General features: G+C 53.1%; 20 protein-coding genes. 8 read left to right on the top strand and 12 right to left on the bottom strand.

Annotated features, from left to right (window positions below):
- Positions 1–65 precede the first annotated feature (65 nt).
- From SH302x_RS24630 to SH302x_RS24595, 8 genes are all read right to left on the bottom strand, one after another.
- Complete coding sequence (locus tag SH302x_RS24630; protein ID WP_479365579.1) at positions 66–1,151, bottom strand: DUF6288 domain-containing protein; 1,086 nt, start codon at positions 1,149–1,151, stop codon at positions 66–68.
- Positions 1,145–1,954: a hypothetical protein gene (locus tag SH302x_RS24625; RefSeq protein ID WP_479365577.1), complete on the bottom strand. Its 810-nt coding sequence runs from the start codon at positions 1,952–1,954 to the stop codon at positions 1,145–1,147. The genes SH302x_RS24630 and SH302x_RS24625 overlap by 7 nt, the downstream gene beginning before the upstream one ends.
- The gene (locus SH302x_RS24620) at positions 1,951–2,796 is read right to left on the bottom strand and encodes a hypothetical protein (RefSeq protein ID WP_479365576.1); all 846 of its coding nucleotides are present in this window, start codon (positions 2,794–2,796) and stop codon (positions 1,951–1,953) included. The genes SH302x_RS24625 and SH302x_RS24620 overlap by 4 nt, the downstream gene beginning before the upstream one ends.
- Before the next feature lie 245 nt (positions 2,797–3,041).
- Positions 3,042–6,308 carry a hypothetical protein gene (locus SH302x_RS24615; RefSeq protein WP_479365575.1) on the bottom strand — a complete coding sequence of 1,089 codons (3,267 nt, stop codon included), beginning with the start codon at positions 6,306–6,308 and terminating at the stop codon, positions 3,042–3,044.
- A 76-nt stretch (positions 6,309–6,384) separates the two neighbouring features.
- Complete coding sequence (locus tag SH302x_RS24610; RefSeq protein ID WP_479365573.1) at positions 6,385–8,580, bottom strand: hypothetical protein; 2,196 nt, start codon at positions 8,578–8,580, stop codon at positions 6,385–6,387.
- A complete protein-coding gene (locus SH302x_RS24605; protein ID WP_479365572.1) occupies positions 8,577–10,601 on the bottom strand; it encodes a BatA domain-containing protein in 2,025 nt (674 codons plus the stop codon). The genes SH302x_RS24610 and SH302x_RS24605 overlap by 4 nt, the downstream gene beginning before the upstream one ends.
- On the bottom strand, positions 10,598–11,509 hold the full coding sequence (locus SH302x_RS24600; protein ID WP_479365570.1) for a DUF58 domain-containing protein: 912 nt from the start codon (positions 11,507–11,509) through the stop codon (positions 10,598–10,600). Before SH302x_RS24600 ends, SH302x_RS24605 begins: the two co-directional genes overlap by 4 nt.
- On the bottom strand, positions 11,506–12,528 hold the full coding sequence (locus SH302x_RS24595) for an AAA family ATPase (RefSeq protein WP_479365568.1): 1,023 nt from the start codon (positions 12,526–12,528) through the stop codon (positions 11,506–11,508). The genes SH302x_RS24600 and SH302x_RS24595 overlap by 4 nt, the downstream gene beginning before the upstream one ends.
- 255 nt (positions 12,529–12,783) lie before the next feature.
- Here SH302x_RS24595 and SH302x_RS24590 point away from each other — a divergent pair, with 255 nt between their 5' ends.
- The 4 genes from SH302x_RS24590 to SH302x_RS24575 all read left to right on the top strand — a co-directional run bounded on the left by SH302x_RS24590 (position 12,784) and on the right by SH302x_RS24575 (position 16,162).
- Entirely contained in the window at positions 12,784–13,599 is an 816-nt protein-coding gene (locus SH302x_RS24590) for an MBL fold metallo-hydrolase (RefSeq protein ID WP_479365567.1), read from the top strand.
- A gap of 112 nt (positions 13,600–13,711) precedes the next feature.
- Positions 13,712–14,650, top strand: coding sequence for a ThuA domain-containing protein (locus SH302x_RS24585; protein WP_479365565.1), 939 nt, complete (start codon positions 13,712–13,714; stop codon positions 14,648–14,650).
- Between the two features lie 334 nt (positions 14,651–14,984).
- Positions 14,985–15,824, top strand: coding sequence for a hypothetical protein (locus tag SH302x_RS24580; RefSeq protein WP_479365564.1), 840 nt, complete (start codon positions 14,985–14,987; stop codon positions 15,822–15,824).
- A gap of 65 nt (positions 15,825–15,889) precedes the next feature.
- Positions 15,890–16,162: a DUF1569 domain-containing protein gene (locus tag SH302x_RS24575; RefSeq protein WP_479365563.1), complete on the top strand. Its 273-nt coding sequence runs from the start codon at positions 15,890–15,892 to the stop codon at positions 16,160–16,162.
- 20 nt (positions 16,163–16,182) lie between these two features.
- On the opposite strand, the gene SH302x_RS24570 is transcribed toward SH302x_RS24575, so the two are convergent.
- The 3 genes from SH302x_RS24570 to SH302x_RS24560 form a co-directional block, all read right to left on the bottom strand.
- Complete coding sequence (locus tag SH302x_RS24570; protein ID WP_479365562.1) at positions 16,183–16,677, bottom strand: hypothetical protein; 495 nt, start codon at positions 16,675–16,677, stop codon at positions 16,183–16,185.
- A gap of 62 nt (positions 16,678–16,739) precedes the next feature.
- A complete protein-coding gene (floA, locus tag SH302x_RS24565; protein WP_479365560.1) occupies positions 16,740–17,777 on the bottom strand; it encodes a flotillin-like protein FloA in 1,038 nt (345 codons plus the stop codon).
- Between the two features lie 111 nt (positions 17,778–17,888).
- Positions 17,889–19,142 carry a protoporphyrinogen/coproporphyrinogen oxidase gene (locus SH302x_RS24560; RefSeq protein ID WP_479365559.1) on the bottom strand — a complete coding sequence of 418 codons (1,254 nt, stop codon included), beginning with the start codon at positions 19,140–19,142 and terminating at the stop codon, positions 17,889–17,891.
- A 415-nt stretch (positions 19,143–19,557) separates the two neighbouring features.
- Between SH302x_RS24560 and rho the strand changes: the two genes are divergently transcribed.
- Both rho and ribH read left to right on the top strand, forming a co-directional pair.
- Entirely contained in the window at positions 19,558–20,973 is a 1,416-nt protein-coding gene (gene rho / locus SH302x_RS24555; RefSeq protein WP_479369313.1) for a transcription termination factor Rho, read from the top strand.
- 3 nt (positions 20,974–20,976) lie between these two features.
- Positions 20,977–21,471 (top strand): 6,7-dimethyl-8-ribityllumazine synthase, encoded by a 495-nt coding sequence (ribH, locus tag SH302x_RS24550; protein ID WP_479365557.1) that lies wholly within the window; start codon positions 20,977–20,979, stop codon positions 21,469–21,471.
- Here ribH and SH302x_RS24545 read toward each other — a convergent pair.
- Positions 21,448–22,188, bottom strand: coding sequence for a response regulator transcription factor (locus tag SH302x_RS24545; RefSeq protein ID WP_479365556.1), 741 nt, complete (start codon positions 22,186–22,188; stop codon positions 21,448–21,450). The genes ribH and SH302x_RS24545 overlap by 24 nt on opposite strands.
- A gap of 586 nt (positions 22,189–22,774) precedes the next feature.
- Between SH302x_RS24545 and SH302x_RS24540 the strand changes: the two genes are divergently transcribed.
- Both SH302x_RS24540 and SH302x_RS24535 read left to right on the top strand, forming a co-directional pair.
- Complete coding sequence (locus SH302x_RS24540) at positions 22,775–23,311, top strand: DinB family protein (protein ID WP_479365555.1); 537 nt, start codon at positions 22,775–22,777, stop codon at positions 23,309–23,311.
- 69 nt (positions 23,312–23,380) lie between these two features.
- On the top strand, positions 23,381–24,037 hold the full coding sequence (locus SH302x_RS24535; protein ID WP_479365553.1) for a class II aldolase/adducin family protein: 657 nt from the start codon (positions 23,381–23,383) through the stop codon (positions 24,035–24,037).
- The last annotated feature ends 35 nt before the right edge of the window (positions 24,038–24,072 follow it).

The raw sequence follows: 24,072 nt of genomic DNA, 5'->3' as shown, positions 1-24,072 counted from the left end.
CGACACCGATGAGACATCGGAATAACCTTGATGACACCAAAATTGAGTGTGCTAGCAGCATATCGTTAGCGTTCGTAGATAGGAAGAAAGCGAAAGTTTAAAGCGATAGCCAGCAAGTTCATCGATGTGCTGATAGTTGCTCCGAAGCTACCTTGGAAACTCCCGTCGCTATTTTGAGTCGTCTTCAATTGACGCACCAATGTTCGATTCCACTTCTCCCACGCATCCAGGTCCGCTTGAAACAAAGCTTGGGCTTGGTAGTACCTTGCGTATTCAAGATAAGAGGACTGTTCATTCATTCGCGAAGAAATGTAGTTCTTCGTCCCTTCAAACTGCTTGAGGTCTTTACGTTGGGCGATACTCAGAATCAAACATGCAATCGAACTGCGCGCCAGCGATTCTCCCATGCCGCCAAGGCCACCGGAATAACCGACGATACCGCCGTCACTGGTGAGTGACGCCATATAGCGAACCGCGCCGTCGATCGCTTTGTCGGGAACTTCGATGCCCGCGTTGCGAGCCGCTAGTAATCCCATGAGCACCGCGCCAGTCACCGAAGTGTCTGCATCTCGCGAAGTGGGAGAGTACCGCCAAGCGTTCAAGGGATTCTTCTCTTGCGAAGTCACGGCGCATCGTACAGCCAACTCCAATGCTTCGCCGATACTGCGCTGCTTTGACGCTGTTCCCTCTTTAGGCCATAAGTCGGCTTCATCGACAGCGCCATAACATTCCGCGAGTGCTAACATTGCGAATCCATGATGGTACATGCTGTTGCCGATGTAACCCGTTGAGCGGTCCTGCGCGCGAATGATCGCTCGTGTTGCTTTGCGAATCGGCTGGCTATACAGTCCAAAGTTCGGATCTTCTCCGGATGCCAGCAGCGCCATCAAGGCTAGCCCATCCGGTCCCGGACCTGCTTGACCATCTTTCCAGCCACCTTCTGCGTCTTGGGTCTTCACCAGAAAGTCTAACCCACGTTGGTAGATCTCGCGCACATCGCGTGGGACCACATCGCCTTGAACGACCGCAGGCGCATTGTAGATCGGCGACTCTTGCGCCAACGTGTTTTTTGCTATTCCAAACAGGAAACATGCGGCCAAGATGATCTGGCATACGCCAGCTAAGTTTAGGAATCGAAATCCAGTTACCATTGAACGTTTATCCTCATCACTCGCGCTTGGTCGGCCAAAGCTCGAAAGACTTTGACTTGATGCGGATCTAGCACTTCCGCGAGATCCTCCTCAGAAATCCGTTCTAATAGAAATCGACCTAGATAATATAATTGGCTCTTGGGTACGCTTTTCGGATAGTCGACTAACTCTAAAATCGCGGTCCGTTGCCTCCGAGTCAAAGGCACATGTCGTTCAAAATCAGCAAGTGTTGCTTTGACAATCGCTTGGTATGCGGCGAGTTGCCGAGCTTGCAAATCGGCCTCGTAGATCGCTCGTTGTTCTTCAGTCAGCGAGCTTGCAAGCACTTTTCGCATGAGCGATTTGTCATCAAAAACCCCGCCTTGCAGTCGCTCTCGAATCGGCATCACTTCACGTAAGCCTTCGTTCAACTCTTGTTGGTTCTGCAAATTCACGCCTTTGGTCTTCTCTCGAGCCGCTTGAATCTCATCCAACAACCGCTGAATATCTCCGTTAGCTGCGAGCATCAACTTCTTATGCTGCTGGTCATTCAATCCGAAAGTGCCTGCTAAGGCTTCTACCTCTCCTGCCGCTGTCTTCATCAATTCTCTTTTGAGCGATGCCTCATCTTTACCATTGAGAACATATATCTGCAGGATATCTTGTTGAATACGCCCAGCAATCACGTTCTGTGAATACGCCGTGTTTGAGCCAATAGTGAGACCAACGAAGCACCAACTGATCGCTAGCCATGAGAACTTGAACCAAACCCGTTTTAAGCGATGCTCATAACTAATCGTCAACTCAAAGCTCTTGCTTGTCATTTCTCAATCAACTCCACGGGGGCATGCTGGGCACCTTGCGCAACCACCTGAAGGTCGTAGATGGAGATCGCGCCTCGTAAATTCCATGTGCCATTGAGATTGGACAGTCGCAAAAATTGATTGGTAGTCAACACCGCTTTCAAATCAACGGGATCAATCGGTGGTGCAATCTGTTCATTGACCAAGTACATGCTCCATGCTAGCTGGCGATCCAATCGTTTGGCGGTGGCCGCTGTCAGTGCCTCACGTTGCTGGTCAGTCAAGGGAACACGCCGTTCAAAAATCGAGACCATCACCGCCGCATCCGCTTCTCGACGAAACTCATTCCTAGCATCGACTTCCTCACGAAAATCGCTGGCTTGCTGCGGCTCGAGAAATGATTCGACCTCCGCATCAATGGCGTCGAACAGCTTGTAGACATAGTCAAATTGCTGTTGCTCCAGTCTGCCTCGCAATTCAGGGGGCCTTCTCAAAGCACCACCCACCGCTTGCTCTATGACTCTGCTCTGATCGGCCTGCTCCAACTGCCGATACTTGGTTACTAGCCACTGATCATCGATGGTTTGCAACTGCTGCTCTTGCTGATCGGACAAACTGCAGACCCGTCTAGCCAACGCGCAATCGACCACCACACGAGCTTTTACAAAATCGTCGATTGGAGGCGGAAACAGAGTCTGCAGATCCACCTCTTCCGCCGCTAGTTGCGCATGGCAAGAATTCACTGCTGGCTGTCCGGTCAGAAGCAGGATCATGACCAGGCCACATATCCAACGCGGACCAAGCAGCGCTAACGCACCAGCATCTGGCCCTCTGGGAAAACTTGTTTGTTCAGAGTTTATCATCTATTCGCTTGCATAGTTAAGTTTAGTTTTTTGCTCAGCACGTTCGGTAGGCGTACAAGCATCTCGTTTAACCGTTAGCCGCAGGCGTACGCGTTCCTCGTTTAACCGCAATACCGTTTAATATTGTTCATAGTACCACTTTCAAGCACACTAAAAATCTTGAGCAAGTCCGGCTAAAGCCGGTACTACGAACTATCTAATCCGCCTGAAGGCGGTACTACGAACTAAGGCGGCACTACGAACGATTACTTGCTTTGCTCCCAACGACGGAAGTACTCATCCAAGCCTCCGCGAAACTCTTCCGGCAGCTTATTGCCGGTTTCACCGGTCGCTTGATTGACGTCACGCGACTCTCGGCGTTCATTCTGATTGAGTCCGCTGCCCAGCAGTGCTAGCGCGGTATCTTGCGTCGTGCCAGAACCGCCGCCACCAGGACTGTCACCGCCACCGCCGCCACCGTTGGGGTTAATCCGTTTACACTGCAACAGCAACTCGATCGCTTCGGTTTCCGCCGCAATCGCCTTGGTGCCCGTATCTCCCGAACTCAAAATGCTTGTCGCGTCTTGCATCACCGCACTAACGGCTGATAGCAGATTCACCTCTTTGCCAAAACGTTGCTCGCCATTTGGGAGATCCGTAATGCTTGCCACCACGGCATCAACCCGCTGCTTAAGATTGCCTTGCGTGGTGCTCAATCGATCTGACTCGCGCTGATGCATTTCTTGTTCAAGCCCCGCTCGAGCTTGCTCCGCCACGCGTGTTTCTTCTCTCAAGTTCACTTCGCTCTCGAGCACCTTGAGCACTTCCAAGATCAACGACGGTGGTAAAGCATCCGAAGTTTTGCAACCGGGACATTGGCCGCTGCAGGCTGGATCGACCAAGTCGTCACCCCATCGATCGAACGTGTCGGACCAGTACTCCGCTTGGGCAATCGACAGCCCTTGGGTATTCAAGATATCGTCGCCCAGTTTGCGGATCTCTTCCACAACTTTCGCTTGCTTCATTTCTTCCAGCACCAGCTTGAACTGATTCATACGGCGTCGTTCGAAATAGGATTGCAGGTCATCCATAATGTAAGACACCGTTTGGCTGCTCTTCTCTTCCACCTTTGATAGGTCGCTGATCATGATCTTGTCTTCAATAGGAATTCTTTCGGTGGCTCCGAAGAAGTATTGAATGCGTGAGGAAATCTTCTCCGCGATTTGATTTTGTTCACGCGAGGCCGCCTTCAAACGCTTCATCAGCGTCGACCCTTCGAGGTTCGCAAGCACCGTGTTGAGCTCTTCGGCGATGCGTTCAAACTCAGCCAGCAAGTCGGCTTGTTGGTCAATCGCTTGATCCACTGCAGAATCTTCCGCTTCCTCCTCGGCATCCTCTGGTGATTTCTCTTGAGGCTTCTTGGGTGGTCCAGCTAAAGTTGTCTTCGGTAGCGACAGTTTGCTGCCGTTGTATTTCTTCTTGGCCGCGTCGGATGCGAGTTCACCCTCTTGCGGTTGGTCCGATGACTCGACATCCGATATCGACGGCATGGCTGCCGCTGGCGGCTTCGGTTTTTGGTCACCCTGACTACCAGCAGATGCCATGCTATCGCGACTTTTTCCAGCTTGCGGGGCCGCAGGCTTTGATGGTCCACTGCCAGCTACTTGCGGTTTCGTTGCGGCTTTGTCCAACAGTTCGGCCACCGAAGGCATCCGGTTGGCTCCAATGTCATTGAGAATTTGCAACATCTCGGCCCATTGATCTAAATGCCCAACTCCGATTTCAGGGTTACGAGCCGCCTGTCGCAACAAACTTTCGCCCGTCTTGGCGATTGCCGCCAAACGTCGAGCGTTCGAGGACTCGGCAGCCGACTGTCGACGCAGCTCATCTTGCATTTGCTGATCGCTGAGCTCCTCTGGTGCCAACGACCGCAGACGTTTGTTTTCTTCATGCAACTGCAACTCTTTATCGCGCACATCGAGAGCAGCACGATGCCACTTACTCATCTGGCTCGCTATCCAGATCGCATGTTCATTCGCGGTAAGAACATACAGGATGTGCGGTGGGCCGTAGACTCGCGGTCGGTCCGGCAAGTAATCTTCCACCCACAAACGCATCTCAATGGGTTGCGGATCAATCCCCAGCGAGGAGGCAGAGAAGGTCGCTGGAACTTGCATCGACATTTGTTCGGGACCGCCTATTGCCAGCAGCTTCTCACCTTCGGCCAACGGCGATAGTGATTGGTCGTCAATGCCTTTCCACGAAATCCCCAGTCGCTTGATACCGTAATCATCAGCCGCTAGGGCCTTGAAGTTCAGTTGTTCGGTGTCCAACACGACTGCTTGTCGTGGCAGCTCTTGCGACAATACAGTCGGCGCTTCGTCAACCGATGGATCGATCGACAATTGAAAAGGTTCTCGTCCAGCCAGTCCGTCGTGATCCTGCCACCACAGTTCAAGAGCTTGCCGCGAATCACCTAGTGGTAACACATTTGATGCAAATTGAGCTTCCTCAATTTCCGCTGGCGAGCCATTGATTTTCGCAGCCGCCAAATCGCGTGAAGCTTTCGCGATCACCGTCGCCTGACTGCCTTGAACTGCATTCAATTTACCACTGCGAACATCGACCTCAATCGGCTCGGGACGTTGCAAGTACTCTGGCAGATTGACACGCGCGGTCGATCCGACCAGCTCTGGCCTGAGCTTGGGTTCAACCAAGATTGACTTGGTATAATCGCCAACTTGTACATTCAACCCGGTCGGTGTTGTTTGCGGTGGCAATTCAAACACGTACTGTCGGTCAATCAGCTTGCTTTCCAGCGGCGGCAGCGAATTAATCTGCAATTGAGCGGCTGCCGGTTGCCAACGCGAATCGTCTTGTAACCGAATCGTCAATGTGGTGGCTTCGCCGTGTGGCACGACCATCCGATCGACAAGTGGTTCTATGGCGGTGAACGTGTATCGTGGAGTCTCTTTCCATGGAGCCAAGAATCGTGACCAAGCGTTCGCCGCAGCAGCAGGGAACAACGTCATCAACATCACAGCGACGACACTGCTCACGCCCATCACGACACTGAGCCCTTTGAGATAAGTGGGCGGGGCGGCAGCAGTAAAATCTTTTGATTGGGCGACTTGAGCTACTTGGGCGATGGCCGCTGCGCATAAAGTTCGCGACCGAGCTTGCTCAGATACATCTTGCGACAACTCGATCACGCTCAGCAATTGATCACCCACATTCGGCTCGCGGACTCGTAGCAATCTTGCAAGCTGATCAAGACGACGGTTGCGCCAGACCCAACGGTGAACGGCCCAAGGGACGATCAACCACAGCGCAAGGGACAACAAGAAGATTGAAACACGTACGCTTTGCGAAGTATCGAAGAAACGGTCCGAAACGTAGACCACTAAGAACGATATGACTAAGCCTGCCAATGCAAATAGAATCGCTTCGGCAACCTTGGTTGTCCACACACGATCTCGATAGGCCTTTAACTGCTGCGTCAGTGAATCAGGAACTTGAAGCGACATACTCATATCGTAAGACCTCATCAATGACACAGTTTGATTCAATCGAAACTTTGATCACAATCGTGATCCACCGCGAGCCTCATTATACCAGCCCCGCGACCTTCCTGCCGATCCAGAAAGCTCCCAGCAACAAAATAAGCATACCGGCTACGAGCGGGTGACTCCACAGTTGAACTCGACGAATTTCAAATTGTGGCTCAGGAAGTTGCGAAATCGCAGCTAGGATTTCATCGCTTGAGACTCCCTTAAGAACCTTCCCCTCGGTAATGCGTGCCAACTCTTCTAGGACTTCAGGCCGAGCGGGTTTACCGATCTGTTCGCTGGTGGCACCTTGTACAAACAACGAAGCCTCTAATTCGCTATCATTCTGCTGGCAACGCAGCAGGACTTTGTGCGAGCCCGGTTCCGACGGGGTAAACGTGCCTGCAAAAGCCCCCCAATCCGCTCCGCTGCTCGCCATACGTACGGTTTCCGTCCTGCCCGAGGGTGCGATGATCTTGGCCGTGACTTCGCCTTGGCTTAAAGGTTCCCCATTAGCCTGCATCACATTAGCATTCATCGCCACGGTCTGTTTGACTTCCGGTTGTTCAGGAGAGTAGTAGAACCGCATGCGTTCGCCTTTAGCCATGTTGCGTTGATAAGCCATCCAGCGAACGACTTGGCTCCAAAACCGATAATGATATAAGTCTTCGACACCGCGACGCCAACGCCACGCTCCGTCGGTCCCCATAAAGAGCACTTTGCCCGTCCCAAACGTTTTGGTCACCAGCAGTGGAATCCGTCCATACTCGTTGCTTGACTCTTGGTGGACCGCCAGAATATCGCAACCAGCTTTGGCTCGAATTACCGGTGCATGCCATTGAAAGCCCGGCAAGTTCTCCCACACCTGCAAGTTATCGTCGGATGTATCTGCAAGCTTTGTCAGCAGACTTCGACGCCCCAGTTCCGTCAATGCGAAGTGACTTGCGGTACTTGCCCCCCAACCATTGGGTTGCGTTTCGTCCAACACCACCGGCAACAACGCATCCAACGACGAGTTAGCTAATGACAACGCATGGCCTTTGAATCCAGGCATAAAGACTAACCCACTGGCTTGTTGTTCAACCAAGCCTTTTAACAATCGGCATTGATCTTCCGTCAACTGCCCTTCTTCCACGCCGACATCACCCAGGAACACGACATCGTACTGCGAGAGTTCCTCCAACGCCTCCGGAAACGCTGGAATGTAATCGCGATTGCCGCCACCCACTTTGCTCAGCCCAGGATGGAACAGCAAACAGTGGACTTCGACGCCCGGATCTCGCGACAAGGCGTTTCGCAAGTAGCGATACTCCCAGCGGGGATACGATTCGATCACCAAGACCTTCAGTTTCTCTTCACGAATCGCAATTGGCGTTTCCCTCCGATTGTTGCCCAGCATTCTTTCGTCAGGATGCGGCGGAAGCTCCAGCGACAACGTGTAATCACCCACTCGCTCGGGCTTCCACAAAATCGCATCCGACGTTCTGCCCATGGCTGCTATGCGAAGCTGATGCTTGATCACTTCGCCTTCGGAGCTCTTTAACTGCAGCTCGACTACATGATCGCGGGGCAACGTGCTTTCGATTGTGAAAGGCAGCCGCACTTGCTTGCCCGCGATTCCGAATGTCGGAACATCAAAACTTACTAGTTCCAAATCGGGCAATCGCGTGCGACTGCCGACCACGACACCAAACACGGGCAGTTTGTCCTGCCGCAAACGTGAAGCCGCTTGCACCGGAGGCAGCCCATCATTCCAATCGCCATCGCTGGCAAGCACGATCGCTCGCAGGTTCGGATTCTGATTCCGGGCATCCAGCAGCGCTTGATACAGATTGGTTTTCGAGCGATTATTCTCCGTGCCGAACGGTGTCACGATCACTTGCACACGCTCGGAGATCGACCGCCACGATTCAGGTTCCAGCAGTGGAGCCACAGCCTCTTGACGCGAAACCAATGGACCGGACCGGTCGCTGGCCAGCTCGGCATCTTGCGTATCCATGCTCAACGAGTGATCCACCAAAACCACCGCAACCGGTTTGTCTGTCGGCTTGTAGAGCTCTTGGGATTCAGGTTGATTCAGCAGCAAGATGCAACAAACCACGATCGCGACGCGAATGGATTCTAGCCATGCAATCGCCGGACGATACCCGCTGCGATGCCAAGCGAGCAAACCTAAACAGCAAGCAATAACCAAAGCTGTGATCGAAAGCAGGATCGTAAAGGCAGACCACTGGAAGGTTAGGCTAGTTTGCGTCATAGGGTCGACACTTTCGACTCACGGGGAACTCGCGGCAAGCACAGAACGGCTTCAGCCAACAAGGCCACGATCATGGAAACCAAGAACAAACGCCAGATCTCGCGGACAATGCCCGACAAATTACCTGCCGAATCGTTGACCTGCGTGAACTGCAAACCATCGAACAATCGCTGCAGTTGAACTTCGCTTAACTGCGTTGCAAGATCTTCACGCGGCGAACGATTGATCGCAATCCAACGAGCATCATTTTGATAGACGCCCGCATGATAACCATACTCAGTAGACATCGCGCCTTGGCGACCAGCTACCTTACGCCAATTGGAAGTTGGCTCGTAGATCTCGCCCGCAATCTTCTGCGACGTGCTGCTCATTGCGATTTGGCCTCGCTGGATCGCGCGCTGCAAAGCCACAAACAGAACGACTCCGTTACTTGCCAACGTCGATGCTTGGGGGGCTGGCGAGGCCATCATGAAGTAAACGCCACCTTGTAAAGTCGGCACGCGTACCAAAAGCGGATCCCCAGTGGTCAAGGAAGCTAGCGTCGAAAGCTCCACCTCACTTGCAAGGCTTGCATATCCGCTGATTTCAAGTTCGCCGACAGGCAAACCAGCACCACTGCTGGTCGCCGCAAATAGATCTTGATCACCGCGCCAAGTGCTGACTTGTACCGCGGAATCATCCTCCTGCCACTGATCCCACGCGACTCCCAGAAAGGCCTCTTCTGCGCCACGACTCGCCCCGTTTGTGAAGTTTGTTGGCGGAAAGAAAACGACCTGCCCCCCCCGCTGCACATACTCCACAACCGCTGGTGCGACAGCAGGGGCGGGGAGATGAGCTTGCCATAGGAGCAACGATGTATCATCAAGAATCAGCGAGTCCAGTTGATCGGGGGCCAAGACCTCTACCAATGCGTTTGCACTTCCATCAGCGGAAATGGCAGCAGCAATCTCCAATGGCCGTGTCGCTTCGCGGTCCTCAGTGACCAACACGATCCGCGGAGTAGGTGGCTGGTCAAACACAAAATAGAATTCATTATCCTCGCTGGATGCGTCTGCCGGAATCGACACCCGCCCCCAGCCCCGCAGTTGATCTTTAGCCAACGGAATTCGATGCTCACGAATTTCAAGGCTCCGTCCAGACATGGTCGCTGTTAGCACACTTCGCTGACCATCGATCTCGATCTGCAGTGGTAGCTCGATCGACTCTGACGTTTGATTGGAATCGCCTTCGCGAGCTACTTGAATCGATAGCAGCAAGCTGTTCTCGGCCATGCCACTGGCCGATGATTTCTCATAGCGAGCTTCGGTGACGCGGACGGCTAGATTTTCGGCTACTGGATCAGGATACGCCAACAGATGAAACTGGATCGATTGCGGAAGCCGCTGAAAGCCTTCGCGAATCAAACTCCATGTTCCACTTTCGGAATTCCAATCGGACTCCTTCAGATCCGAACAGATCCAGATTTCGGTAGGACCTGCCTTGTTCTCCTGAAGATACTCCAGTGCCGACTGCAACATCGATGGCAGCGACGTTGTCGCTGTCGCGGGTTGCATGGCCGGCGAACTCATTAAAGCATCCAGTGATTCAAACGCTTGCGGTTGCAAAGTAGCCGCATCGATCGCCACCCAATGATCCGATCCCAACGTGGCCAATGTTTTGTTCAATTGACGTCGTCCGGTATCCAGTTTGGTCACGCCGCCAATGCCCGCTTGCTGCATACTCGGCGAACGATCCATCAAGACGATGGTCGTATCAGCTTTTCCTGCAGAGACGCTCAACATGCCACTGGCCAACGGTCGCGCGATGGTGAAAATGAGAGCTGCCACGGCAAGAGTTCGCATGGCCAAAATCAACCACTGGCGAACGCGTGCAAAGCCGCGATTCATGCGATTCGCTGCCAATAGAAACATCATTGCGCCCCAACGCCGCGTTTGATATCGACGTTGATTGATCAAGTGGATCAAGATCGGGATTCCGATCAACGGCAAGGCGATCAGCATGAAGGGTTGCAGGAAGCTCACCGCGTGCTCCTCACATAAGCTCGGTCGACTAAGAACTGCGTCAACTCTTGAACATACGGTGTATCGATCGAAACGCGTCGATAGTCCACTGCAGTCTCCAGTACGACGCGTCGCAGGGATTCGAGATAGTTGTCTAAGGCTTGATGGTATCGATCCGTAATCTCTGCTGGATCAGCAAAGATGGACGTACCGCCTTCCATATCGACAAAGCGAGTTGGACGAGCGATCGCAAAGCGAAGCTCCTCGGGATCAAGCAGATGAAATACCGATACGTCATGCTTACGAAATCGTAGATGCTCAAAACAACTTCGCAGCAAATCCGTTTCGACAAACAGGTCCGACAGTACGATGATTAGCGCTCGTTGGCGAACTGTCTCCGCCAGTTCGTGCAAGACCTCGATCAGTCCCGTTTCGCCCTGTGGCTTGACTTCTTCCAACGCGTTATAGATGGTGGTGAGATGAGCTGGATTTCGACGTGGTGGAATGTTTTGAACAATGCCTTTCGCGACCGCTGCGATCCCAGCCGCATCGCCTTGTTGGATCGCCAAATAGCTGAGCGCGGCGGTGATGCGTTTCGCATATTCCAGCTTGGTCGTGCCCGTGGAGCCGAAGTCCATCGATCCGCTGGAATCGATCACAAAGACCGCTCGCAGGTTGGTGTCCGCTTCGAATTCTTTGATATAAAACCGATCGGATCTGGCATAAGCTCGCCAATCCATTCGCCTCAGGTCATCGCCCGGAACGTACTTGCGATACTCCGCAAACTCCACGCTGGCTCCGCGATGTGGACTAGCATGTCGCCCGGACACGCTCCCCAACATCGCTTTGCGCGACAACAACGGCAACGCACCTAGTTGGGCGAGAACTGCTGGATCGACAAAACTGCGTTGTTTACGTTCCGTACTCATGCATCCAACGTTTCGTCGATGAGTCGTTTCACAATATCTTTGGCCGAGACGCGTTCAGCTTGCGCCGCGAATGTGGTGATCAGGCGATGCGTCAGCACCGGAGCGGCGACCGCTTTGACATCTTCTAGTCGGACCATATAGCTGCCATAGAGTGCCGCGCGGGCTTTAGCGCCTAAGATGAGGTTTTGGACCGCGCGTGGTCCACCGCCCCACGCCACCAACGGTTTGAGCCACGCGGGCGACGTCGCTCCCGTTGGTCGAGTCTTGCGAACCAATCTGGCTGCATAAGTATAGATATGATCGGGCACTGGGACGCGTCGCACCAAACGTTGATGTTCGATGATTTGATCGGCAGTCATCAGAGCTTGAAGAGTCGCCATATCGTCGCCAGTAGTCGTGCGAGCGATCTGGATTTCTTCTTCTTCGCTTGGGTAGTCTAATTCGATCAAGGACATGAAGCGATCAAGTTGAGCTTCGGGGAGCGGATAAGTCCCTTCTTGTTCGACTGGGTTTTGAGTTGCCAGCACCATGAAGGGAGATTGGAGCTCAAAAGATTTCCCGAGAACAGTCACGCGTTGCTCTTGCATCGCTTCCAACATAGCCGCTTGCGTTTTAGGTGGAGCGCGGTTGATCTCATCGGCCAAAACGATATTGGCAAACACTGGGCCATGGACGAACTGAAACTCGCGCCGCCCCGCGTCGGTTTCTTGCAGGATATCGGTGCCCGTAATATCCATGGGCATCAAGTCGGGAGTGAATTGGATGCGGCTGAATTTTAGAGACAGAGTTTCCGCTAATTTGCTGACCAGCAGTGTCTTTGCAAGTCCGGGGACTCCCATCAGCAAAGCGTGCCGTCTAGCGAACAGGCAGATAGCCAGTTGCTCGATGGTATCTTTTTGGCCAACGATGACCTTACCGACTTCGCTGACCAATTGCCGATACGCTTGGCGCAGTCGATCGATAGCTTGGACATCATCGCCACTGAGTTGCTGTACTTCGGAGGGGTTCAGTTGGCTCATAGGTTACTCTGCGAGGGTTTTAGAAAAGTCCATCGCATTATATTCACATTTTCCGCGAGCGTGTTGGCGAACCCATTGCGAGTAACCACCTAAAGCGAGAAACGGAAATATCTCCCGGGCAATCCGGGGGCATTAGCAATCCCACCCAGCTCGCCGGTGGATCGTTGGCTTGGGCTTGTTCAACTTCACACGGACGCTTATTGTGGTCACATCTGAAGTCTACTTCTTTGCTTGGACCTTTATGAGGCAGCGTTTTTGGACAGCTTGAGGGAAATTGCTTCCAACACCAATTCAGGAGAACTTGTTTTTCTGGGGACGGGAACCAGTGTTGGCGTACCCGTTTTGGGATGCAAATGCGAGGTCTGCTGCGGTGGGAAAGTCAGGAACCAACGCACTAGGTCTTCTGTACTTTTTCGGTTGCCCGGTGGTAACCTATTGGTGGATACTTCCCCCGAACTACGACTGCAGCTTCTAGCGCAAGGTCTCGACCGCGTTGACGCTGTCCTCTATACCCACGAACATGCGGACCACTTGCATGGCTTGGATGACCTGCGACTGTTCCCTTTTCAATTAGGCCATCCTGTTCCATTGTATTGTGAGCAAAAAGTCGAAGATCGAATTCGCAAAGTCTTTGATTACGCTTTTACCACCATTGCGGAAACCCACCCCGGCAGCACTCCCCGATTGGAGTTCACGCGGATTGGACCTCAAGCCTTTGAGGCGTTGGGGCAACGGATTCAACCGATTCAATTGCGCCACGGTCCCCGATTCGATGTACTTGGGTTTCGCGTTGGATCTCTGGCGTATTGCACCGATTTGACGGAAGTTTACGAAAGCAGTTTGTCGTACTTGCAAGATTTGGACGTGCTGATTTTGGGTGCGCTTCGGCAACGACCCCACCCCACGCATCTGTGCATTAGCCAAGCGGCCGAGTTGGTCGATCGTTTGCAGCCACGTATGACTTATTTAACTCATACGTCGCATGAATTGGATTACGATTTGACCAATGATATGTTGCCGCCCCATATTCGCATGGCCTACGATGGCTTACGTGTTTCCTTTCGTCTGTAGCGAAACTTGGTGTGGTCTTTCCACACATTGGCTCGCAGGTTGTTGCGCGGTGGATTAGAATAAGCTTCAATGTTTATGCCTCACCTTAACTCCCCCGCAAGAGATCATTATTATGTCGCGCTCGCATCTTGACCGTCGTACGTTGTTGGCCAGCGGTTCTGTCTCGTTAGCCACGCTGCTGGCTCTGTCCCGATTGTCGCTAGCGCAGCAAGCTGCCAGCGATATCACTTTAGAAACGCTTAATGGTAAGAAGATACTGTTCTTCACCAAGAGTGCAGGCTTCGAGCATGATGTGGTGCGCAGGCAGAATGATGCTCCGGCCTTTGCCGAGCGTTTGGTGTCCAATTTTGCCAAGAAGTATGGATTTGAAGTGATGATCACCAAAGACGGCACGGTCTTTGACAACGACTATCAGAACTTTGATTGCTACTTTTTTTATACCACCGGAGATTTGACTAGCACGCGTGTCAATAATTTGGAGCGTGAGCCTGCGATGAGCAAGCAAGGGAAAGCGAATTTGCTGAAAGCGATTGCGGATGGCAAGGGGTTTGTGGGCAGTCATTGTGCTTCGGATACGTTCCATACCCCCGGCAATCCTTGGGAAAATCAAGCGGAACCTGACCCATACATTCAGATGATCGGTGGTGAGTTTTCGGGGCACGGTCGTCAGCAACCTTCGCTAATGAAGCTGACTAGTCCAAACTTTCCTGGTGCTGATGGCGTCGGCACATCCTTTACGCTGAATGAGGAATGGTATTCGTTGCGCAATTTTGCGACGGATATGCACGTGATCTTGTTGCAAGAAACGATGGGCATGAGTGACTTTGATTATGAACGCCCGCCATACCCAGCGACTTGGGCGAGACGTCATGAGAAAGGCCGTGTGTTTTATACATCGATGGGGCACCGTGAAGATGTGTGGACCAATCCAATCTTTGAATCGTTGTTGATTGGCGGTTTGGCTTGGGCCTCAGGCGCGGTCTCGGCCGAAGTCCCCGCGAATTTGAAGGAAGTCGCACCAGAAGCGTCCACACTACCCAAAAAAGCGTGACCAACGCAGCTTGCATCGAGAGGTGGTGGATTTGCGACAGCTCGGCGATGGGCCGTCTGCTGCTATTGGTAGCGGAGTTTGAAGCCGAGCGGAGGCAAGCTGTCCGTATAGGTCTTTCTCGCTATCGGAAAAACCAGATGACTTAGGTAGTGTCGCTGCGATTGCAATAGTATGTGGTAAGCCGAGTTTCGTGAGCCTGATGGATATCGTTCGCGGAATGTTCTTGCTAGTTGGAATAATCGTTAAAGTCAGCGGGTTGGAAATGCGAAGTTAATTGCAGTAGGAACTTTTGTTTGGGTGCTATGTGCGCAGCGAGGAACACCCGTTGTCCGTGATGAAATTCTCGGTTAGCTTGATCGTCGCCAGCCTGCTGGCCGTTGGCTGCACGCACCGTCAGTTAGCACGTAGCACTTCATTGACGGCCGCGTCAGTTATGGAGATCGAATATCGCACGGTGCTGATGAACATTGCGATGTTCTCGTGTTATCCAGATGCCCTACCTTGTCACGTGCGATTGAAAGACGGTGTGGTCCAGATCAACGACGAAGTCGGATGGGGCGGTGCGGGTGGCTTGACGATCTTGCGTGGGGCTGATGTTGGCGTTGAGCAGTTTGGTCCGGCGGCATCTCGTCAGATTACCGAACAATGGGGAACCGATGCTATCTCGGATCCTGCCGATCTAAAGACCTTGCAAGACATGTATCGCGTGGCGATGGGACTGCCGCCATTGCCCAATAGTCTGGTGGTTGAATACATTCGTCGCAATCCAGAATCGGTCGAAAAGTCTGGAAGCGATTCGGATTCCGATTCACCGTCCGTCGCAAGTGACGGACTATCGGAGCAGTTCGTGAAGGCACGAATATCCTCTTATCGAGAATCAGAGTCTAACGGCGAATCGGACTCGAAAGGGCCGTCCAAACAAGGTGGTCAGTCTGATGGCATTCCGATAGAGTTGTTGTTAAGCGACGTTCCGGAGCCCGGCTGGTTTCTTATCGGCAGCCGCAAAGAGGTTCCCAAGTGTGCCGCGTATGTCGGTCACTATAATGGACGATACGCGTGGGTGACACCAGAAGGAGTGCCTTCGCTGGCACGCTTCACCTTAGCGATTCTCGCTGTAACAAAATTCAAAGCGGGCGAATCGACCGGCAAGAGCGGACTTGCTTTTACACGATAAGCATTTGCTGCCACGCTGGCTCAAGAAGCTTCCGTTGCGGCGTGCGAGATTGCAGGGTTGAATCGATGCAGATTCGGCCGTTCCGCATGTTTGTAACACGCTTCAAATTCCCGCCTTGGTTGCCGATCCCACTTGCTATCGCATCCAAGCTGGCGCCGCCTGATGGGGTCGATTGTGCTGAGCAGTATCAGCGACTGCTCCTCGCGATCGATCGCTTTGCAAAGCACGAGGGGCCATTCCCGCCGCATCCAGTCTTGGGACCTCTTAATCGGTCGGAATGGATTGGTTTCCATTTGCGACACTCCCAGCATCACCTGGGATTCATTGAATCCGATTAAAAGGTCCGATGGCGGTTAGCTTAGAAGCGGCGTTTAAAGATTTCAGAAGCGATAAAAGCGAGTTTGGTGGCGTTGGGGTCTCGAAAAGCCTCGAGGACTTGTTCGGCCAACGGTTTTTGGTCTGATTCATCGCCGGAAACGATTTGAGGCGGTTCCAAGTTTGGTTTCGGGGAACGCGTAACAGGGCCGGGTTTGCGAGCGCGTTGGCTATCGAGTCGTCCAACGTTGTGGCCAAACGTATCTTGCAAGTGCGACTGCATTTGGTCATCGGCTGCGGCTGGGTTCTGTGCCAGCGACGGGCGCGGTTTGATGGATGACTTTAAGCGTGACTGAGGGTTGGCGGGAGGTGACTGCTTGGCAACGGGGCGGGCTGGTGGAGCGATGTTTTCGCGTTGACGCTGTAGAGGGGGGGGCGGTTCCACCGGGCGCATAGGTTGCGGAGCTTCCTTTTGCTTGTTTCGCTGTTGCCTGCGTTCAGCAGCGCGTCGGAGGAAGTCTTCTAAATTTTCGGCCATGGTTTTACCACTCGTTTGCTGACGGATTCAAGCTACTTGGGTAGTCGCGTGTTGTGTAACGATCACGCAACGGGTCTAGTGGCACTGGATCGGACGTTGGGGTTGGTGCCCGCAATCGATTGACGCATTTCGGTATCGGCGAGGATGTTTTTCAATTTGTAGTACTCATCGATGCGAAGGTTCTTTTTGTGTAAGGCATCGGCAAAGGCGCGTGGGATATCGGCTTCTGCTTCCACCACAGCAGCTCGGCTTTGTTCGATCCGAGCGATCATTTCTTGTTCTGCAGCCACCGCTTCGGCGCGTCTGCGTTCAGCGTTTGCTCTTGCGACGCGTGTATCGGCTTCCGCGCGATCCGCTTGAATTCGAGCACCGACGTTATCGCCAACGTCGATGTCGGCAATATCGATCGAGACGATTTCGAAAGCGGTTTGATCATCCAGTCGCGAGGCGAGTACTGTCTTGGAGATCATGTCTGGATTTTCGAGCACTTCGCTATGAGCGGCCGAGCCGATGGCCGACACGATACCTTGGCCGACACGAGCCACAATGGTTTCTTCTGTGGCACCGCCAATCAAGCGATGCAAGTTCGCGCGGACGGTCACTCGAGCTTTCACTTTCAACTGAATGCCGTCTTTGGCGATGGCGTCCAGTGTTTGTGGGTTCGAGCCTTTGGGGGGGCAGTCGATGACCTTGGGATAGACGCTTGTTTTAACAGCTTCCAAGACGTCGCGACCAGCAAGGTCGATGGCAGCGGCTTCGATGAATGAGAGATCGATCTTTTTGCTCTTGCGGGCGGCAATCAGGGCGCGAATGACTTGAGGCACATTACCGCGAGCCAGATAGTGAGCTTCCAAAGCGCGGGTACTCATTTCAGGATCATCCAGCCCGGCTTGGATAGCGGTGATCTTGCTGCGGACAATGGTGTCGGCGTCGACGCGGCGAAACTTCATGCCAATCAAATCCCACAGCGAGACATTTGCTCGAGTGAGTTTGGCGCGGATCCATAGCGAGAACATTTGCCACAGCAGACCCAGCACCACGACCACGGTACCCAGAATCAGCACAGCGGCTGCGATAATTACTAGCGTTACAGCTTTCATATTCAATCTTACTCACAGGGGGAAAAGCAATGACGCACAAACATCGTCCACGCAGATCACTTCCAAATCGATGTGTCGAATTATAACCACAAAACGCCAAGTTGGGACCAACTATCGCTGCAGAACCGTGCCCGCAGCGGCCAGGCCACTTTCGATGGCACCTTCGATGCTGCCCGTTTTCCAGTAATCGCCCGCCAGTACCACTCCTTGCCAGACGTCGGTTTTAGGGCCAGAGTTGGGCGTCTGAGCGGGCAAGCCGGTTGGAACGTAGTAGGCTCGAAGGAATCGCCATCGCCTGACCTGCTGGCCGTACCAAGAGTTTAACTGGTCAAGGACTATGGGCAGCAACTGATCCAAGTCTTGGTCGCAGTGGTCAATACAACTGACGCTGACGAGATGTTGTCCAGCGGGGGCGTAAGCGGGCTGGGCATGCGAAAGCACCGCTACGGAATTGATTGGCAAGTGAGGCTGGTCGCCATTGAGCATCAAGATTGGCTGGCCCGTGGGCGCGGCGGTACAAGCAAAATACAGGCAAACCGTGGAACGAAAGGTGTTCGGCTTTTCAATGGCCAGCAGTCGTGCTGCGGCGGGAGCTTCAACCGCCAAGATAACGTTGCGAGCTTGCAGTACATTGCCATCGGCCAAGCTCACCGAGCGCGAGGTGACGGCTGTCACGGTGGTTCCTGTGCGTATTCGGTCGGCAGGAATACCCGCGGCAATTTGTTGCGGAATCGCGTTCATGCCCTGCTCGGGCAGCGCGGCAAAGCCTAGCGAAAACATGCGAAACAAGTAGCGTAGCATCGCGGCGGAAATGCGAAGCTCGCGGTCCAAAAAAATTCCACCGAAGAATGGACGGAAGAACCGTTCGATCATTTGTGGGGAGAATCCAGATTGTCGGAGATAATCCGAAGCAGACTGGTCTGTGAATTGTTGCAAGAGCAGTTCTGGCGGTAAGGCTAGGACGCTTTGGCGTAGGCGGCCGACTCGCAATTTATCGCTGAGCGTTCCAACCGGTGAAAACGCAGTCGCGAGTGCGGCCTTCGGGTTTCGCCAGGGGTCGCTTAGTCGGTGGAAAGAGCCGTTGATGCGCACTAAGGCACCGCTATCAAACAGGCCCAATCGCAGGCTGGTCAAATCCAGTTGGCTGCTAGCGGTCGGGTAGGCGGTTAGATAGACCTGAAAGCCGTGGTCCAGCAAGAAACCGTCAACCATATCGGTTTGTACGCGACCGCCCACTTGTGGCTGGCATTCCAGAAGCAAAACGCGTTTTCTAGCTTGATGTAAGTGGCGAGCGGCGGTCAATCCAGCGAGCCCGCCGCCGACCACAATACAGTCGTATAAAGTAAGATTTTCTGGATAATTCATGAAGAAAACTTGATTCGAATTGCTCGGGGCTACCCGCTCGGTCTATGATAGTTGCTGTAGGACGCTCCAGGATGGATCTTGCCGAAATTAAATTGGCTCTTACATTGATACCCCGCCTCCTCTCAACCGATGACCAGCTTAATCAATGACGATTGAACTGATTGTTTGGTTGGCCCACAACCAAGATAGCAATAAGCCGACGAAAAGGCACACTCTGCCGTCTTGCTGGCGAATATAGTTCTCCCTCATCCCCCCAAAATCGCCTCCTCGATGCAACTCTTCCACTATGAATTCGAACAATTCTGAACCTGGTCCTGGTGTGACTACCGGGCAAGACGGTGCACAGCGCCCAAAAGTATCATCCGCAATCGACAAGCGTCATCCGGCGGGCCTCACGCCCAAAGAGACAGCGGCGATGCAGCGCCGCATTCGCGAGCTAGACAGTGACCGCAACCCGGCCTCGCTGGCTGAGCAAATTGCTCGCGACAAGTCGCCGGAGCGTGAGCGAACGCAACGGATCGATGATGCGGAAGCTTCCGCAGCGATCGGTGGCCAGAGCGATCGCAAGCACAAATTGTTGGATCTGCAGCGGTTGCCAATCGACGATTTGCGGGGCATCGCAGGCGAGTTGGAAGTGCCGTTGAACGGGGAAGCCAGCAAGCAGCAGTTGGTCTTTGCCATCATGCGCGAGCAGGTTCGCCGAGATGGTTTAATGTTTGGCGAAGGCACGCTGGAGATTTTGCCGGACGGATTCGGATTTCTGCGTAGTCCGCTGACACAGTATCTCTCGTGTCCCGATGATATCTATGTCTCGCCGTCTCAGATTCGTCGCTTCAACTTGGAGACAGGGATCACTGTTTCGGGGCAGATTCGACCACCCAAAGAAAACGAGCGATATTTTGCACTGTTGCGTGTGGAAGCGATCAATCACGAGGACCCCAATGTCCATCGGAATCGCAAGCCGTTTGAATCGCTAACGCCACTGCATCCCAACCGTCGTATTAGTTTAGAAACCGAACCGCAGATCGTGGAAACGCGGGTGGTGGACTTGATCTGTCCGATTGGCTTTGGGCAGCGTGGGTTGATAGTGTCGCCGCCGCGAGCCGGCAAGACGATCTTGATGCAGAAGATGGCGCGGGCAGTATTGAAGAACTACCCGGAAGCTTACGTCATGATGCTGTTGATCGATGAACGTCCCGAAGAAGTCACCGATATGCAACGCGAAGTTCGCGGTCCCAATTGCGAAGTCATCTCCAGTACGTTCGATGAACCGGCGGCTCGGCACGTTCAAGTTGCAACGATGGTGATGGAGAAAGCCAAACGGCTAGTCGAGCATGGCGTCGATGTCGTTGTCTTTCTGGATTCGATCACGCGTTTGGCTCGAGCGTTCAACAGTGAGTGTCCTTCCAGTGGCAAGTTATTAAGCGGTGGTGTCGACGCTAACGCACTGCAGCGCCCGAAAGCATTCTTTGGTTATGCACGCAAGGTGGAAGAAGGCGGCTCGTTGACCATTTTGGCAACCGCCTTGGTCGATACCGGCAGCCGGATGGACGAAGTGATTTTCGAGGAGTTCAAAGGGACGGGCAATATGGAAATTGTCCTTGATCGGCGTTTAGTTGATCAGCGAATTTGGCCGTCGATAAACATCTCTGCCAGTGGCACACGTCGCGAAGAAATGTTGTTCAGCGAGGAAGAAATGCGGCGACTGTCGATCCTTCGACGTTCGTTGAATCAAGTGTCGGACGATGAAGCGATGCTTTCCCTGACCAATCGTCTACGCAAGACAGCGAACAACGCCGAGTTCCTCATAAACTTAAAGGATTTGGAATAACTCGTGGGCAAGAACCATTCAAAATCGACTGACAGTCGCGATTTCGCTGGTCAGCATGCATCGCTGGCCGATAGTTCAATTGGCATCGTTGTCTCCGACTACAATTCGACCATTACGCACAAGCTGGTCGATGGCGCAATCGCAACATTGACGAAAGCTGGGATTGCCAAATCGCAAATCCACGTCATGCATGTGCCAGGCGCTTGGGAATTGCCACTGGCAGTTCAGTTGGTTCTTAAGCAGACTTCCCTGCAAGCCGTGTTGGCATTTGGTTGCGTGATCAAAGGCGAAACTTCACACGACGAACATATCAATCGCACAGTTTCAACCGCATTGATGGAGTTGAGCCTGCGGTTTAACAAGCCCGTTGGATTTGGCCTGTTGACGGTCAACACGTTGGAGCAAGCTCAAGCTCGCGCGGGTGGTGCTGTTGGAAACAAGGGTGAAGAGACCGCAGATGCCATCCTTGCCATGCTAAAGCTCGCCAAATCGTTCTAGGAATAGATCGAGCGGTTTTGGTTTAAGTTCCAAGTGATGGTGCATTCGAGGCGGTTGGGCATGAGGTGGATCGAATCGCTTTAGCATCTCCTTCAAGACGCGGTATTCGCCAATTTTCAGCGTTACCTCGGCCGTGGAGTGCACGCCAAAGGCATCCAGGATGGTCGATCGTTCTTTCTCGATCATCCGCTGCGACAACTTGAAATCCATCGCAATGGTTTTGGTTGGTTTGCCGTCGATGATTTCTTTGAGTACTTCAAGTTGTCGACCACTCAGACGCTCCAGCGCAGCATTGGTTTGCTGGTAGACCTGCTGCATGGAAAGTCGAATGCGGTCGTAGCTGATCGCTTGCTGGATCCACTTGCGAAGCACATAGGGCTCGAAGTCTTTGGTTACCACTTTAAAGGCCCCCTGCTCCATGATGCTGACGGCCGACTCAACACTCAGCCCACGGGTCAAAACAATCACGGGGACTTCCATGCGCTGAGCGAACAGGCTGTCGACTAGTTTTTGGGCCTCCAAGTCGTCTTCGCGATAAGGGCTGACGATGCAAGCCGGTTGGCTGTCACGCATCCGTCTTCGCAAAGCATCCACATCTGGAACAACTTGTGGATCAGCGTTGATCGAGGCTGCGATTCTACGGATCAGTTCGATTGCCTGCGGATTCTCGCTAACCAAATAAAGAATCGATTTGTCGAGTGGCGTCACTGAATTCATGGCGTCTTTTCGTTCGTGGATCAGTCTGGGGCATGTTCTGTGTTGGCACAGCCGTTGCCCACGCGATTGGATGGACTAAACTCCGAGCGATAATTCGAGGCCAAGACTATTCTGGCAGAGCGTTCTAGCCGATGCCTTCTTGATTCAGCCTGACCTGTCGTTTTTACCGCACGATCCTAAACTTGGTTACCTGCTGGAATGAACCGCCGTTTGATTCCAACCTTCAACCAACCTTGTTACTATTGGGATTTACTAATCTGTAAGCATCAAAATCCAGTCCATGATTACAAAGTAGTGAGAACTAATTTGGACAACTTGGAAAGTGCTTTGATGCCACATTGTTGACGCCCCAAGGGCAATAAGGTGTGCGTTAGCATAGCAGCTAAGGGTGGTGCGTGTTGCTTTTTTTCGGTTTTACGAACTGCACTTTTTACTTTTTGCGGCAAATACATGGCTCGATTGTTTCGTTCCGTAGCCCTAAGGACGCAAAAGCGGAATTTGCCTACAATTCGTAACGGGGCCTGCAAGCAAGGCCCAACTTCGATGGTTTAACGCCGCTTCCTTCTGTTACGTAGGTGATTTTAACTTGACTAGTCCATTGGAATTAACGCCTGAGCAAATCTTGGCAGCGCGGGACAGTTGCCTTGAGCAGGTGAAGTTTGCTCGAGAGTATGTTTTGGGGCTGTTAGAGAGTACGCCGGCCGAATACTGGTTCACCATTCCGGTTGGTTGCGTTTCCAACATCGCTTGGCAAGTTGGCCATTTGACCGTTGCCCAGTATGGGCTGCTGCTATTTCGGCAGCGTGGTCGAGCGGAAATTGACACACAGCTTATGCCGGGCCCTTTCCGTAAAAGGTTTTCCAAAGGGACCAATCCAGCGGAAGTGTCTCTGCAGTCCTATAGCCGCGAAGCTCTGCTGGACGCGATGAGCCGCGTCTACCAAGAGTCGATGCAGGTCGTGCCCAACTTGGACGCAGGCACATTATGGGAACCCAGCGAAATGCCATACGCTGGATACGCTCGCAAGTTAGGTGCGATTCTTTTCTGCCCTATGCATGAAATGATTCATGCTGGGCAGATTGGAGCTCTGCGACGCGCTTTGGGTTTGGAGCCGGTCCGCTAGGTCCAGCTCAAACGTTGATTGAAACTTACTTCATCGACGACACCACCACGATGCGAACGGCGAGCTTTTATGGATCTAACTCTTCAAGTTGAATCAATCAAACAACAGATGTGTGATGTCGGCGCGCGGCTATATGCCAAGGGGTTCGCGGCGGGCAACGACGGTAATATTTCCGTGCGTATTAGCGACCAGCACGTGTTGTGTACCCCAACCATGCACTCCAAAGGTTTGTTGTGTCCAGAAGATATCGTCACCATCGACCTCGACGGTCATCACGTGCATGGTTCAAAGCGACGCAGCAGTGAAGCGTTGCTGCATCTATCGATCTACCGACACCGTCCGGAAGTGCGCAGCGTAGTCCACTGTCACCCGCCGCATGCGACCGCATTTGCATTTACTCATCAAGCGTTGCCGCGTTGGATATCGCCTGAGGTCGAAATGTTTCTTGGCGAGGTGGTAATCACTCCCTATGAGACGCCGGGAACGCAGGCTTTTGCTGAGTCAGTCGCGCCATATGTGCACGCCGCAAATGCATTGATCTTGGCAAACCATGGTACGGTTAGTTACGCGCTGGAGTTGGAACACGCGTATTGGTGGACCGAGGTGCTGGATGCTTATTGTCGAACGCTGTTACTCGCGAAATCCATTGGCGAGTTGCGACCACTGCCAGCAGACAAGCAAGCAGAGATTCTCGCGGCCCGTAAAGCTTGGGGGTTTCTGAAATAATCGGGTAACTGAAAGTGTATACTTAGGCATGCACC

The sequence above is a fragment of the Njordella calcicola genome (assembly GCF_056494125.1).
This window is presented reverse-complemented; position numbering and strand designations above follow the sequence as displayed.

Bases quoted from the DNA above. Each gene is read 5' to 3' on its own strand.
- SH302x_RS24595 (WP_479365568.1), bottom strand. From the start codon at position 12,528: ATGAGCCAACTGAACCCCTCCGAAGTACAGCAACTCAGTGGCGATGAT.
- SH302x_RS24580 (WP_479365564.1), top strand. From the start codon at position 14,985: ATGAAATTCTCGGTTAGCTTGATCGTCGCCAGCCTGCTGGCCGTTGGC.
- SH302x_RS24545 (WP_479365556.1), bottom strand. From the start codon at position 22,188: ATGAATTCAGTGACGCCACTCGACAAATCGATTCTTTATTTGGTTAGC.
- SH302x_RS24610 (WP_479365573.1), bottom strand. From the start codon at position 8,580: ATGACGCAAACTAGCCTAACCTTCCAGTGGTCTGCCTTTACGATCCTG.
- SH302x_RS24625 (WP_479365577.1), bottom strand. From the start codon at position 1,954: ATGACAAGCAAGAGCTTTGAGTTGACGATTAGTTATGAGCATCGCTTA.
- SH302x_RS24630 (WP_479365579.1), bottom strand. From the start codon at position 1,151: ATGGTAACTGGATTTCGATTCCTAAACTTAGCTGGCGTATGCCAGATC.
- SH302x_RS24560 (WP_479365559.1), bottom strand. From the start codon at position 19,142: ATGAATTATCCAGAAAATCTTACTTTATACGACTGTATTGTGGTCGGC.
- floA (WP_479365560.1), bottom strand. From the start codon at position 17,777: ATGAAAGCTGTAACGCTAGTAATTATCGCAGCCGCTGTGCTGATTCTG.
- SH302x_RS24600 (WP_479365570.1), bottom strand. From the start codon at position 11,509: ATGAGTACGGAACGTAAACAACGCAGTTTTGTCGATCCAGCAGTTCTC.
- SH302x_RS24535 (WP_479365553.1), top strand. From the start codon at position 23,381: ATGGATCTAACTCTTCAAGTTGAATCAATCAAACAACAGATGTGTGAT.
- SH302x_RS24615 (WP_479365575.1), bottom strand. From the start codon at position 6,308: ATGAGTATGTCGCTTCAAGTTCCTGATTCACTGACGCAGCAGTTAAAG.
- SH302x_RS24575 (WP_479365563.1), top strand. From the start codon at position 15,890: ATGCAGATTCGGCCGTTCCGCATGTTTGTAACACGCTTCAAATTCCCG.
- SH302x_RS24585 (WP_479365565.1), top strand. From the start codon at position 13,712: ATGTCGCGCTCGCATCTTGACCGTCGTACGTTGTTGGCCAGCGGTTCT.
- rho (WP_479369313.1), top strand. From the start codon at position 19,558: ATGCAGCGCCGCATTCGCGAGCTAGACAGTGACCGCAACCCGGCCTCG.
- SH302x_RS24620 (WP_479365576.1), bottom strand. From the start codon at position 2,796: ATGATAAACTCTGAACAAACAAGTTTTCCCAGAGGGCCAGATGCTGGT.
- SH302x_RS24570 (WP_479365562.1), bottom strand. From the start codon at position 16,677: ATGGCCGAAAATTTAGAAGACTTCCTCCGACGCGCTGCTGAACGCAGG.